Origin of the sequence: Microcoleus sp. MOSTC5, assembly GCF_036701825.1 — a bacterium.
In the GTDB taxonomy this organism is placed as follows: domain Bacteria; phylum Cyanobacteriota; class Cyanobacteriia; order Cyanobacteriales; family Microcoleaceae; genus Microcoleus; species Microcoleus asticus.
On record NZ_JAUBRK010000025.1, the window covers coordinates 40,229 to 52,768 of the forward strand.

Annotated in this window: 12 protein-coding genes; 6 read left to right on the forward strand and 6 right to left on the reverse strand. The window is 44.3% G+C overall.

Translation table 11 applies throughout. The features are described from left to right. The first annotated feature begins 436 nt into the window (after nt 1-436). Nucleotides 437-1,489, forward strand: a complete 1,053-nt coding sequence (locus QUA54_RS15690; RefSeq protein WP_172186310.1) for a glycosyltransferase — start codon at nt 437-439, stop codon at nt 1,487-1,489. A 123-nt stretch (nt 1,490-1,612) separates the two neighbouring features. Here the strand turns inward: QUA54_RS15690 and QUA54_RS15695 are convergent, their stop codons facing one another. The 3 genes from QUA54_RS15695 to QUA54_RS15705 all read right to left on the reverse strand — a co-directional run bounded on the left by QUA54_RS15695 (nt 1,613) and on the right by QUA54_RS15705 (nt 4,429). Next, nucleotides 1,613-3,538 carry an alpha-amylase family glycosyl hydrolase gene (locus QUA54_RS15695; RefSeq protein ID WP_333415357.1) on the reverse strand — a complete coding sequence of 642 codons (1,926 nt, stop codon included), beginning with the start codon at nt 3,536-3,538 and terminating at the stop codon, nt 1,613-1,615. 189 nt (nt 3,539-3,727) lie between these two features. Continuing rightward, nucleotides 3,728-3,967, reverse strand: a complete 240-nt coding sequence (locus QUA54_RS15700) for a hypothetical protein (RefSeq protein ID WP_333415358.1) — start codon at nt 3,965-3,967, stop codon at nt 3,728-3,730. 243 nt (nt 3,968-4,210) lie between these two features. Then, nucleotides 4,211-4,429: a hypothetical protein gene (locus tag QUA54_RS15705; protein ID WP_333199167.1), complete on the reverse strand. Its 219-nt coding sequence runs from the start codon at nt 4,427-4,429 to the stop codon at nt 4,211-4,213. Nucleotides 4,430-4,526: 97 nt separating this feature from the next. Here QUA54_RS15705 and QUA54_RS15710 point away from each other — a divergent pair, with 97 nt between their 5' ends. Both QUA54_RS15710 and QUA54_RS15715 read left to right on the forward strand, forming a co-directional pair. Continuing rightward, nucleotides 4,527-5,474: an IS630 family transposase gene (locus QUA54_RS15710; protein WP_333415359.1), complete on the forward strand. Its 948-nt coding sequence runs from the start codon at nt 4,527-4,529 to the stop codon at nt 5,472-5,474. Nucleotides 5,475-5,574: 100 nt separating this feature from the next. Continuing rightward, entirely contained in the window at nt 5,575-5,733 is a 159-nt protein-coding gene (locus QUA54_RS15715; protein WP_333415360.1) for a hypothetical protein, read from the forward strand. Between the two features lie 51 nt (nt 5,734-5,784). On the opposite strand, the gene QUA54_RS15720 is transcribed toward QUA54_RS15715, so the two are convergent. Together QUA54_RS15720 and QUA54_RS15725 are read right to left on the reverse strand one after the other, a co-directional pair. Next, entirely contained in the window at nt 5,785-6,648 is an 864-nt protein-coding gene (locus QUA54_RS15720; RefSeq protein ID WP_333415361.1) for an Npun_R2479 family HD domain-containing metalloprotein, read from the reverse strand. Between the two features lie 235 nt (nt 6,649-6,883). Then, on the reverse strand, nt 6,884-7,198 hold the full coding sequence (locus QUA54_RS15725) for a Mo-dependent nitrogenase C-terminal domain-containing protein (RefSeq protein ID WP_172186305.1): 315 nt from the start codon (nt 7,196-7,198) through the stop codon (nt 6,884-6,886). 323 nt (nt 7,199-7,521) lie between these two features. Here QUA54_RS15725 and QUA54_RS15730 point away from each other — a divergent pair, with 323 nt between their 5' ends. Continuing rightward, entirely contained in the window at nt 7,522-8,337 is an 816-nt protein-coding gene (locus QUA54_RS15730) for a cobyrinic acid a,c-diamide synthase (RefSeq protein WP_172186304.1), read from the forward strand. Nucleotides 8,338-8,506: 169 nt separating this feature from the next. Here QUA54_RS15730 and QUA54_RS15735 read toward each other — a convergent pair whose 3' ends face one another. After that, nucleotides 8,507-9,550 (reverse strand): AI-2E family transporter, encoded by a 1,044-nt coding sequence (locus QUA54_RS15735; protein ID WP_333415362.1) that lies wholly within the window; start codon nt 9,548-9,550, stop codon nt 8,507-8,509. Between the two features lie 560 nt (nt 9,551-10,110). Between QUA54_RS15735 and gshA the strand changes: the two genes are divergently transcribed. Beyond that, nucleotides 10,111-11,262, forward strand: a complete 1,152-nt coding sequence (gene gshA, locus QUA54_RS15740; RefSeq protein WP_172186302.1) for a glutamate--cysteine ligase — start codon at nt 10,111-10,113, stop codon at nt 11,260-11,262. Nucleotides 11,263-11,499: 237 nt separating this feature from the next. After that, entirely contained in the window at nt 11,500-11,961 is a 462-nt protein-coding gene (locus QUA54_RS15745; protein ID WP_333415363.1) for a tRNA (cytidine(34)-2'-O)-methyltransferase, read from the forward strand. Nucleotides 11,962-12,540 lie beyond the last annotated feature (579 nt).

Below are 12,540 nucleotides of genomic sequence, written 5' to 3' on the forward strand. Positions count from 1 at the left end.
AAAATTCACACATTAGGGAGAACCCCCAGATTTATCTGTAGAGTCAAATCTAAAATCTAAAATCTAAAATCTAAAATTGACCAGTGCCGTTGCGATACAAGCCCCAGACAGGATTGGTGGAACTCAAAAAAATTCACACATTAGGGAGAACCCCCAGATTTATCTGTAGAGTCAAATCTAAAATCTAAAATCTAAAATCTAAAATCGACCAGCGCCGTTGCGATACAAGCCCCAGACAGGATTGGTGGAACTCACAAAAATTTAGACATTAGCAACAACCCCCCAGATTCATCTGTAGAGTCAAATCTAAAATCTAAAATCTAAAATCTAAAATCTAAAATTGATCGATCGCACCAGCACTTTCAACAGCAGAGGATAGAATCTTCTGAGGTTAGATAATTTGTGCCAGCACCAGCATAAATATAAGGAGAATAGTTTGAAATACCATTTGGCATTAGGTCGCAAAATAGACCTAGATGGAATTGACCGCGATGCACAACTCGGCAAATGCCCTCGCCACGTCCTGCGGGCCCTCAGAGAGAGCTTAAATGCCACCGTTCACGCCCCGGATGGCGAAGCGATATCGTTGAGTGACAAGCTGCGATCGAAAATTTCTTCTAAACCCGAACATTGGGCCGCCGCGCGCAAATTGTCCGAGCAAGTCAGCAGCGACGACGTGATATTTTGTAACGGCGAGGACATTGGGATTCCAATGGCGGCGGTTTGCGGTCAATTGCCCGATCGCCCGAAAATTGTTGTACATTTCCACAATATCGATCGGCTGCGCGGCCGCGTCGCCCTGAAACTATTTGGTTTGGCTGACAAAATTGACGTGTTCATGGCTTGCGCCAGCCCTCAAACTGACTTCCTCCGCAGTTATTTAGCTTTACCTGAATCCCGGATTTTAGTGCATCTAGACCAGACAGACACCCAGTTTTTCACACCCGGCCCCGTTTCTGGCGAGAAAAAGCGGCAAACGGTTGTTAGTGTCGGATTAGAAAAGCGCGACTACCGACTCTTAGCAGCAGCAACTGCTGACTTAGATGTTGACGTAAAAATTAGCGGTTTTTCTAAAGATGCCAAAGCTTTATCGCAAGCTTTCCCCGATACTATGCCAGAAAATATGTCCCGCAAGTTCTACGAATGGCCGGATTTAGTGCAGCTTTACCGCGATGCAGACGTAATAGCAGTTTGTTTGGTCGACAATAAATATGCTGCTGGAGTGCAGGGTTTGCTGGAAGCAATGGCCTGCAAGCGGCCCGTTGTCATTACTCGGACTCAAGGTATGGTCGATTATTTAGCGGCCCCGGATATTGCCAAAGTTGTAGATGTGGGAGATGCAGCAGGTTTGCGCGAGGCGATCGTCCATTTGCTAAAAAATCCTCAAGAAGCTGAATCTCAAGCGCAGCGGGGCTACGAAATGGTTGTGAACCAGCACAGCAGCGAACCTTATGTCGATGTTTTGGCCCAGAAGCTGCGATCGCTTTAAACTCGTAATATCAGCAACGGGCAGGATGCCCGTTCCACAAAACAGAAACTTGGTTGTGGAACAGGCATCTTGCCTGTTCATTAAAAACTGGTAAAACAGGCCGGAAAGCCTGTTGATTAAAAATCACGACTCGCGTCCACTCGCCCACTTATCCCGCCATTTCACAGTCCCTTCCGATACTAAAACCCAGCGGCGACAAACCAGATTTTCTCGCAGTGGCGACTGTCCTTCCCGTAGCAGCGCATACTTATAAGAAATCAACTTCCCCGCACTTTCATTAAAAGGAATTTCCCCAAACCAAGTATTAGTATTGATATACTCCAACGGGTAACCCTTACTAATATCCCAATTCCCCAATTCAGGACAATCTCCAATCACCACAATTCTTTCCCCAGGCTGAGTTTTAACGCTGTTAAGCTGCGCCCGCACAATAGTTGTCGCCTTAACTCGCTCTCCGACGCGGCTAAAAATCATTACTTCCCGCGCACCCAACTCTAAATTGTACAGCATCCCGTCTTTAACTTCAAACTTGCGGCGCGATAAAACCTCCGTATGCTCTCCATCAGGCAGCTCAGTATCAACCTCTTCAAGTGTAACAGAATTGCCGCGATTCATCGCTACAAACACCACAGAATCGCGATAGCGGCGCACGTAACAATAAACATCAGGAGTTAGATATTTTTGCCACTGACTCCCCATCGAAATAGCTGGATTCAGCCGCCGCAATCCAGACAGCAACCGCACATCTCGGTAAATCGGCGACTCAGTATCCCACTTTTCCATGATCGGGCGGTTGTAAGGGTCATTTCCCCCTTCAGTATCATCGTGCAGATACTGTTCGGTGCCGTAATAAATGCAGGGAATGCCGCGAGTCGTCATAATTAAACCTATCGCCAACCGCAGCATTTCTGGATCGGGATTCAACGACTGAAACCTCGGCATATCGTGGTTGTCAATAAAAGTAATCAACTCCGTCGCCCCGTAGTAGCGGTAATCCAGATCCAGTACATCTTGGACTAAGCTAAATCCCGCTTCAGCACCCTTTCCCAATACTTCTCGAATTGCCACGCACAGACCAAAATCTAAAATAGTCATCCCCGACTCGTTGACAAATTCCACAGAACGATCGTTTCTAGGGTCGCTGTAAATCCATTCGCCAAAAATGAAAACATCAGGTCTGTGTGTTAAAATGTCAGCATTAAATTCCTGCCAAAACCAAATAGGCATATGCTTGACTGTATCAACCCGCAAAGCATCAACACCTCTGTCTAGCCATTGTTTAATTGCTGATTTAATGTAATTGCGGTAGGCAATATTGTTTTCGTTGAAAGTTGCTAAACCGGACAGTTCGCAGTTTTGGACTTGCCATTCATCTTCCCAGTTTCTGACTTCGCCGTAGTGGTGATACCAGTTATCTTTATCGTCGTTAAAGTCAGCTATTTTTACGCCGTCGTCGTAGAGTTCCCCTTTTTTGCCACTAAAATCTGGGTTGCTGTGATTGCAGACAATATCGAGTACGAGTTTCATGTTTCGCTGGTGCAACTCGTATACTAATTTGTCAAATACGGTATCTTTGGTTTCTTGTGTTTGGTTGACAGAAGGATTGTCGCCTTTGGCAATAAAACGAGGATTTAGTCGCTTGAAATCTTTAGTCCAGTAGCCGTGAATCGCAGCTTGTTCGACAAATAATGCTTCTACTTGCTCGAACAGCGGAGTCAGCCAAACTGCGGTAACACCCATATCTTTTAAGTAGTCGAGTTTGTCGATAACTCCCTGCAAGTCGCCGCCCCAATATTTGCCCCAATCTTTGCCTTCTGGATCGTAAAGTTCTGGGTTTGGGCCTTCGTTATTTGTGGGGTCGCCGTCGTAAAAGCGATCGACTACAAGGAAATAAATTGTTTCTTGTCGGAATTCAATGTCTCTGGTGTAGAGGAATTCTAAATCGAGTTCGCTTTCTGGCTTAACTTCTTCTACCAGAGACTCAATTTTTTTGTCTGGTTCGCTAACTTCGTATTGAGAGGAAGTTTGATTGGGACTGACTGGTGTCATGAGATGTATTTTTTTATATTGTAAGATTGGTCAGTTATTCGGAGCTAGAGTCGGAGATTGCTTTCTCCTCTGACTGACTTTTACAGCATCATACGGAATTTACTCGTTTAATGGAATCTTCCTTTAGAGAGAGGGCAGACCCATCCTTAAGCATTAGGTGGATGAGTTAATATTTAGCGTAATTCTCAATCAAAGAGCCAGAGCGTCAAAAACCTGCGCTACCAGGCTCAGCCTGTTAAAGAGAAAAGGTAGAGTAATTTTGCGATCGTACTTTTTACCTTCCTTTAATTCCTCTGGCAAATTTGGGATATCTTCAACTATCAAACCGTTAGTTTGACTGATTGTTTGATTGTCGAGTATATGGAGAAGCTGCCTAGGAATTTCCAGAGCCTTTTCTCTCATTCCCCGTTCCTTTCTTGCTGTATTCATTGCTGTATTCCTTTACCCTTGCTATGCAGTAGTATATAAAATTGGTTTGTAGTGAGGACTTTAGTCTTCATAATCTGAAGGCTAAAGTCCTAACTACAAAGACTGTTTATTACGAGTAATTGAGCGGAATCATATCAGAGGTTGACATGGACATCGTACAGCCTACCGACTACTTATATTCTCTTCTGTCAAATCGACTTGTCGAATCTCTTCTAGCGTCATATCCAAGCATTGCGCGATTTGCTAATCGCTCAATCCTATTGCTTGCAAGCGAGTAATCGCCTCTATTTTAGCCTGCTGCTTTCCCCGCAAAAATTCAGGCGACTCTTGAGGTGACTCACAGATTTCACTGAGCCGAATACCAATGATGCAGATGTGACTTTGGATGGGCGCGTTACCGAACCGGAAAAACTCGTTTACGTTCTCGACAAATGGTCGATCGACTGCCTCAACAAACTTCATCAAATGTTTGACAAGTTTGGTTTAAATTTTGGTGCATTCGATACAGCAGATTGCAGGTAAATAGAGTACACTTAAAATAAGTATAGCAGTAGCAGTAATGAAACCATTACCAATCGAACTTCGAGAAAAAGTAGTCAAAGCCTACGAGCAGGGCAACACATCAATTAGAAAACTAGCTGCTAGATTTGATGTTAGTAAATCTTTTGTCGAGCGACTACTAAAACGCAAACAAATTACAGGAGATATTCAACCCCTCCGTCAAGGTGGAAGTCTCAAAAGTGAGTTGAATAGATACTCAAGCCAACTCTGTGAGCTGGTAGAAAAATATCCAGATAGCACGTTGTCAGAATATTGTGAATATTGGGGTAATATGTACGGGCAATGGGTAAGTCCTAGTACCATGTGCCGAGAATTAAAAAGGCTGGGACTAACTCAAAAAAAAAAGACACTACTCAGTAGTCAAGCGGCAACAGACCGGGTGCAAAAATTAAGAGGAGAATACTGGGAAAACGTGAAGAATATAGCTCCCGAGAACCTGGTTTTTCTTGATGAAATGGGGGTTTTACTCGGTTTGACTAGAAATTATGCTCGCTCACCTCACGGTACGAGAGTATCTGATTTAAAACCATTTTATCGGGGTGCGAAAATCACAGCAATTGGAGCTATTAGTATTAAAAAAGTGTTGGCACTAATGACGATGAATGACTCAATGGATGGCAAAGCATTTGAAGTGTTTATAGAAAAGTTTTTAGTGCCGGAACTTTGGGTAGGAGCGGTAGTAGTAATGGATAATCTGCCAGCAGATAAAATGGCTTCTATTGCACCTATGATTGAAGCAGTTGGTGCAAGTATTATTAACTTATCACCGTATTCTCCCGATTTTAATCCCATTGAATTATGGTGGTCACAACTTAAGTCTTTTCTGCGTAAGTTTTCTCCAGCTACCACAAAAATGATTGATACCTTAATTGCCGTCGCACTAGATTTAATAAATCCTCAACATTTAAAAAACTGGTTTACTAAATGCTGTTACTGTCATCTATAAACCTGCAATCTGCTGTATCATTCGCGACGAGGATGACACCCTCTACTTTATCGAACTCAATCCTAACGGACAGTGGTATTGGAGCGAAATTATCACTAAAATGCCTATGGTTCGCGCAATGGTCGAACTCATCGAAGATTTAGCACTGCAATATCAACAGGATTTAAGTGAGCAACGGCTAAAAAAACAGGATACGCAGAACCCCGACTTCTTTAAGAGCTGCGGGGATCTAAAAGAAGAACATTTTACGTTTAGCTAGAGCGACCTACGTATCCCAAAAAAGATCGATCGCCCCACATCTGCCCAAACCCTAGCTAACTACAGCCACCGCAGACTCTCGCACCTCCGAATGCTCCACCCGGAAAACATTTGCGCTCAGATTAGCAACAATTTGTTTCCCGTGCTGCGTCAGTTCCAAATAGCCGATCGCATCCTTCACGTACCGATAAACCACATTCCAATAAAACTTTGGATAACCATCCCGCAACTCCCCCGGATTCTGATAGCCCAAAACCCGATTCTGCCCAGTCTCTTCAAACTCGTAAAACAGCGCAGCAATCTTTTGCAAATATCGCGGATCGCTCAACTGACCAATTAAATCAGCAGCGCGAACTAAACCCGGATAATTCGCAGTATCTTGATAATCTTCATCCGCAGGAACCGGGAAACGAGTCAGCTCAATATTACGCTTAACCAGCTCAGCATCAATCAGTTTGTGCCCGCCAAAACGCTCGTCAATAAACATTTTTGCCCGATCGACATGATAACGAGTCAAACTCGCATCCGTCGCCCCCGGAGGTAGCTTCACTTGCAAATCCTCTATCCCCGTTGCATACAGTCTCAAATCAGTTCGATCTTGCCGACAAACCCCCTTCACATACCCGATATCGTGACACAGCAAAGCAATGTGGAAATGCAGCCAATGTTCACATAAAACACCACCCTCGCGGATGTGTTTGCCGCGCAGAATCTCCTGTCCTACCAAGGTCACTAAAATAGTGTGTTCCACATTGTGGTAAAGAGCATCGCTATTAGCAATATTTTCCAAAGCCATACTTGCTACCCAAGCAATAATCTCGGCATAGTCATATTTGAACCCGCCGTAGGTATGGCGGTAGCCTTCAATCAGCCGATTTACAAAAGCCTTAATTAGCAGTTCATTTGCGTTAAACATATTCATTTTCCTGTGCCAAAGTAGCTTGTTAAATTATTTTTATAATAATTGTTTTTTCTGTTACCGTTTGATATTATTTTGGGCTGAACCGCGACGATGGATGCCTGCTCCTATTGAGAGGCATCCAGTGCTATTATCAACGATAATGACTTAAATTAGCGATCGCACAACTAGCAGTTTCACGCACCCCGTACACAATTCACATCAATGGCGATCGAGGTATGACACCCCTCAATCAGCAGTACGGCGTTACATCTTCCCCGCATACGTCAGCTAAAAAGGAGAGCGACCGAAAACGCAACCCCACTAATTCTTCATACACAGGATTCAGCTTGCACATAGGCGGTATGTGGAAAAGATGATGTCCCAATAGCTGGATATCTCTCTCAAAAGGACACTGTGCTGGTATAAGTTGGCACAACCACCGAGCTACTTGCGGATCTCCCACTGCAATGCGATCGAGCCACTGTCGCACTGGTTGGACGAGGCGATCGCCAAAACTTAAGTGTTGGCATTGATTTTTAGGAAAAATACTTGTAGTCGAGTTCATAATTAACCTCAGTAATCATTACTAACAAAGAGTTATGAATCACCCTTCTTAATCATCAACCAAACCCGCCGTTGCTCGGGTGACGTGAATTAGTTTTATTCGTGACACTCGTTGACCCAAAATGTGATGCGAAGAATTACCATTTGTGATTTAAAATTTGCAAAAGTGTGAGACAGATCACGCCCCCTGTTCCCTACAGAATGTATATTTAGATAGATGGCAATAAAATATGACAGAATAACTTGTAACCCTCGGTCGCAGCTTCCCCCTTCCATCATCTGCGATATAGTACTCTGTCTACTTACTGATAAAGGTATCAGGCAATGATTCAAGAAAAAAATAGATGTGCCGACCTTGCTCAACGCCGACACACAGATATCATGCTGGAAAAACTTCCTCTAGAAGTTAAAGAGTGGGCCCAAAGCTTGCCTTGGAACCAGCGGCGCTATGTCTTGTCCCTCTGCTACATCTTGTGCGCATCTACTCCCGACTTGCAAGCAGAATTTTTAGATGATTACACAGCAGACGGTTTAGTCTCAAAAATGTTTGAAGATGTAGATACTCTACACCGAGTCAAAGAGTATTTAATCAGATTTAGAGTCAAAAAAGAATTAAACGAATCAGATTTAAGAAGCTACATCAAACAATTTTATATTCACTCAGCTCAACAAGCGTGCCGAAAAACTGACCAATATTTAGAATCTGCACTCCGCTTCGTCTTGAGTACAGAAGAACGCAATAATGTTTTTAACTACATTTTGGGCTTTGAATTTATTAAAATCGTGTTTCAAATGACTTGGTTGCAACACGAAAGATTAGCGAGACTGCAAAAAAATCAGTCGCAGTTTATTGAAACCTATATCAAGCCGATTCAACACGCACACAAAATTAATGCCATAATTGTACCTAAAGATGAGAGAATATTTTTTGCCAGACGCGCCTATTACGTTCAACAGCCTAACATTTCTTACAAAAAACTGATTGAGTTAGTCATGGCCACTTTTACTACAGAAATGGTTACTTACTGCGGATTTTCCATCAGCCTCCACGCTCAATCTCTGCGTTTTGACTGCGATTACATTTACGATCCAGAACCTGAAGAAGAAAGATTTCCTACTGACTTGCAATTTATTCATTGAATTTACGCAGTAAGGTGCCCAGGGATCGGTGCATCCTACGTTGCTTTTTTCTCTTTACTTTTACTTGGGCGTTACGCAAAGGATAGTTTTTTAAGCATTGGGGTTCTAGCCTGCTGGTTAAAACCTGGCTTTTAAGCCGGATTTGATATAAAAAGGATAGCTATATCAATTAAGCTTCCGCTTGCATTTCTTCAATTTCAAACCAGCTAACTATCACTCCCGCTAGCGGAATAGCCAGAAATATGCCTAAAAGTCCTGCCGATCTTGCGCCTACTAACAGTGCAAAAAACACCACTACCGGATTGAGGTTAAGCGAATTTTGCATGAGTCTCGGATGAATAAAGTTGTCTTGAATTTGCTGCAAAACAATGCAAGCTGCCAAGACTTTTAAAGCTAGCCACACATTTTGAGACAATACAATAAAACACACTAAGCTAATTCCCAGCGTGGCTCCGATCCCCGGAACTAAATCAAACAATCCGATAATAAATGCTAAAATTAAAGGAAATCTCACATCTAACAGCAGGAAAATTACAAAGCTTGCTGTTGTCAAAAATAACATTAAGAGAATTTGTGCCTGAAAAAATCCTAAAAAGTTTCGCTCTATTGTTAAACTTAAACGCCTGTGCAGGTGTCGGGGTATAAATTTGAGAACCAACAGCCAGAGCCTCTCTCCATCAAGTAACATGAAAGAAGCCACCACCATAATTAATATTAAATTCAATAAATTGGTTAAAAATACTTGTAAAAAAGCAATACTCGAAACAACTCCAGCCAAAGCTTGATTTCGCAGTTGTTCCTCAATAACTCGCAGATTAACTTGCAGGTTTCTCGCACGTAGGAATGCTTCGATGCGCTCCGACAGAGGCGCCAGAGCATTCACAAATTCAGTCATGCTGTCAATTAATTGCTGCCCTTGAGATAAAAGAGTGACGCCTACGGTGACGGTGAGACCGCCAAAAACTAAAATGGTGAGCAAGACAACGAAGGCGACAGCTAAACTTCGCGGTAAAAATCTCTGGAGAGTTCGCACCGGATAGTTGAGCAAAAAAGCCACGAGTGCAGCAATCGTGAAAACCGCGACAGCAGTTTCAAAGTAAGCTAAAAGTTGCAGTCCAGCCCAACCTGTAGCAAATAAAAGCAAAAACCGGACTAAGACTAAATTGCTTAGCATATTCCAAAAATTGGGAGGAGTTCTTTCTTGCTCTTTCACAGGGATTTTTAGGGGTTAATATTAGCTAAAAAATATTGCAGAGTGATCTTTTAGAATCGCACTAAAGATATATCTGTGGCTATCCCCCTCAAGGCAGAAAAGAGCTGTCGAATCAAGAAGGAAGACGGGAGAAGGAATAGGGAAGAGGAAAGAAGGAAGAGGGGAGAAGGAATAAGCTAGAAGAAAGGCAGTAGACAGTGGGAAGGCAGCAGGCAGAAGCTAGAAAAAAGGCTGTAGGCAGTGCTTTCTCACTTCTGTCAGAGGCAGGGGTGTGTTCTCTTCACCATAAGGGCGATCGCGAATGCCGAATAAAACACGCCCGCGATCGCACAAAAACTCTTTCTGACTCTAAAACCGCCTCGTAAACTCTTTGCGATGGCAGTATTTGTCGCGGCAGACCGATCGCAAGTAACACACAAACGCTCAAATTTGCTGGCGTCGAAAAACTCGGTTTCCGTGTCAGCCGCGAAAAATTTCAACTATGCCTCGTGGAAGATAGTATGAACAGGTCAATTTTTGGGATACTAGAAACTAGCACTCAACTTAGCTGAGGAACAAACGTGCTGCTATCAAAAGGCTTTGAAGTAGAAATGTATACCGGCACTCCCGAAGGTGAGGTGGTCGGTCTCTCCGATCGCATAGTTGCCGATCTAGAGGGATTTGTGCGGGAGCCTGATAGCCGCAATGTGGAGTACACGACCGCCCCGCTGTGCAGCTACGATCGCCTGCTGTGCGCCTTAGTCAAGCCGCGAGTCCGGCTGCGCGAGTATCTCAAACAATTGGGCGACTATACCTTGCTGCCGGGAAGTACCTTGTCTCTCGGGGGGAGCGATCGATTTTACAGATCCGATCCCAACAACCCCTACCACACCTACATCGAGCAAACCTACGGCACCAAAGTCGTCACCGCCAGCATTCACATCAACATCGGCATCTCCCAACCAGAACTGCTGATGCGCGCCATCCGCCTCGCCCGCGTCGAAGCACCGCTTTACCTTGCCATGAGCGCCTCTTCCCCCTTCCTCGACGGCGAAGTCACGGGCTATCATTCCACTCGGTGGGGTTTGTTTCCCAAAACTCCCGCCATCGTCCCCCTGTTTGAAAGTCACAGACATTACATCCAGTGGACTGAAGAACAGCTAGAACTCGGTACCATGCAAAACGTCCGCCATTTGTGGTCTGCAGTGCGCCCAAATGGCGATCGCCGACCCTACTGTCTCAACCGCCTGGAACTGAGAATTTGCGACCTCGAAGTAAATCCTCTGGCTTTGTTGGCGATCACTGCCTTACTAGAAGCTCGCATTTGGCAGATGATGGAAGACCCCAGCTTAGACCCCTTAGAACTCAGCACCTTACCCGCGGCTACCCGCAACCAAGACTTAGTTGCCCTCACAGACGCCAACGAAATTGCTGCATCCCGGCAAAGTTTGGATGCCGAACTCACCCACTGGCAAGACGGCAGAACTATTCTGGCACGAGATTGGATTGAGGAAATTTACCGAGAAGTCTGGCCGATCGCCAAAAAACGAGGCTTTAGCTGCTTTCTCTCGCCTCTCAAAAAGATTCTCCGGGAAGGTAACACCGCCCAGCAGTGGTTGAAGCTGCACGAGGGCGGTTCGGACACCCGCAGTATTATTCTGCAAGGGATTAATGGCATGGCTCACCAAGAATGGGAGCTCGAAGACAACTTGTGCGCCCAGTTAGTTGCGTGAAGTACCCGCCGTTATTATAAGGGGGGCTTTCACTAGCCCCCTGGCTATGCGTACTCAGCCAATAATACAAATAGCCGGAACCTCGCAAAAAAGTTGCAGAGCGACGCCCAAAAAGCAATCAGAATATTTAATCAATGGAGCTCGACAAAGGTTATAAATAAAAGCTATAGGTATATCTACCTTTGGATAGTTCTATAAATTTCCCACTTCCTGTATTTACTGCTTTTAATTAGCTTCATGCCCCAACTTGTCTTGATTCACCCGCAAATCCCCCCGAATACTGGCAATATCGCCCGCACTTGCGCTGCCACAGGCACGGAACTGCATTTAGTTGGCCCCCTGGGGTTTGAAATTAGCGATCGCTACCTGAAACGGGCCGGCTTAGATTACTGGCCTTACGTCAATCTCCACTGTCACGAAGACTTAGCGGCTTTTCTGGCCTGTCGGCAGCAGCGCGGGGGACGATCGATCGGATTCAGCACTGGCGGGCGATACAGTTACGCGCAATTCCAATTTCATGTCAGCGACTGGCTGATGTTTGGCTCGGAAACTGTAGGCATTCCCCAATTCGTCTTAGATGCCTGTGACGCCACAGTTTTTATTCCTATGAGCCAGCCTGGAGTCAGGAGTTTGAACCTCTCCGTCAGCGCCGCTGTAGGTTTATTTGAAGCTAAACGACAGTTGGGCGAGCTGGGATAAATCATTATCAACACATAAATATATAGATATTTAATAGCTGCCGGAGGCTGCCAAATCTCGTTTTTTATATAAGAAATTTGTATCAAAGCAGTGAAAATCTAGATAGCTGAGATTAATATATTTTATTCATTCAAAAACAGATTGTTATCAGCAACACCAAATTACTCGCAAGATCATTCAGCAACAAAAACAGAGGATTTTAGCGATTTAGGGCGTCAGCGAGCACCAGCTTGGGTCTGAACACTATATCTAGTAAATATACGGTTGTAGCCTGTCCGGAAATTAGCATAAAGTCGGATAATAGGTAAGAGTTCAGAGCCTTACCGGAACGAAGATTTTATGTATTCGTTCCAGCTATTGCAGTGTAAGGGTTTTGGGGTTAATTGCAGCAGGTTTGACCGAGAATTTCAAAATTTCTGACGGTTTGAGCTTGTCTAAATTAAAAAAGCAAGGTAATCTGGCCTAAGCATGATAGCTGTCAACAATCAGAATATTTTTGCTTGTTGATTTAAATTCAGCGTCATGCGATCCCCTTGAGTGTTTCCAAGGACAGTTAGCGCTTCTCAGTAGGAGGTCGTT

Bases quoted from the DNA above. Each gene is read 5' to 3' on its own strand.
- QUA54_RS15695 (WP_333415357.1), bottom strand. From the start codon at position 3,538: ATGACACCAGTCAGTCCCAATCAAACTTCCTCTCAATACGAAGTTAGC.
- QUA54_RS15700 (WP_333415358.1), bottom strand. From the start codon at position 3,967: ATGAATACAGCAAGAAAGGAACGGGGAATGAGAGAAAAGGCTCTGGAA.
- QUA54_RS15705 (WP_333199167.1), bottom strand. From the start codon at position 4,429: ATGAAGTTTGTTGAGGCAGTCGATCGACCATTTGTCGAGAACGTAAAC.
- QUA54_RS15710 (WP_333415359.1), top strand. From the start codon at position 4,527: ATGAAACCATTACCAATCGAACTTCGAGAAAAAGTAGTCAAAGCCTAC.
- QUA54_RS15715 (WP_333415360.1), top strand. From the start codon at position 5,575: ATGCCTATGGTTCGCGCAATGGTCGAACTCATCGAAGATTTAGCACTG.
- QUA54_RS15720 (WP_333415361.1), bottom strand. From the start codon at position 6,648: ATGTTTAACGCAAATGAACTGCTAATTAAGGCTTTTGTAAATCGGCTG.
- QUA54_RS15725 (WP_172186305.1), bottom strand. From the start codon at position 7,198: ATGAACTCGACTACAAGTATTTTTCCTAAAAATCAATGCCAACACTTA.
- QUA54_RS15730 (WP_172186304.1), top strand. From the start codon at position 7,522: ATGATTCAAGAAAAAAATAGATGTGCCGACCTTGCTCAACGCCGACAC.
- QUA54_RS15745 (WP_333415363.1), top strand. From the start codon at position 11,500: ATGCCCCAACTTGTCTTGATTCACCCGCAAATCCCCCCGAATACTGGC.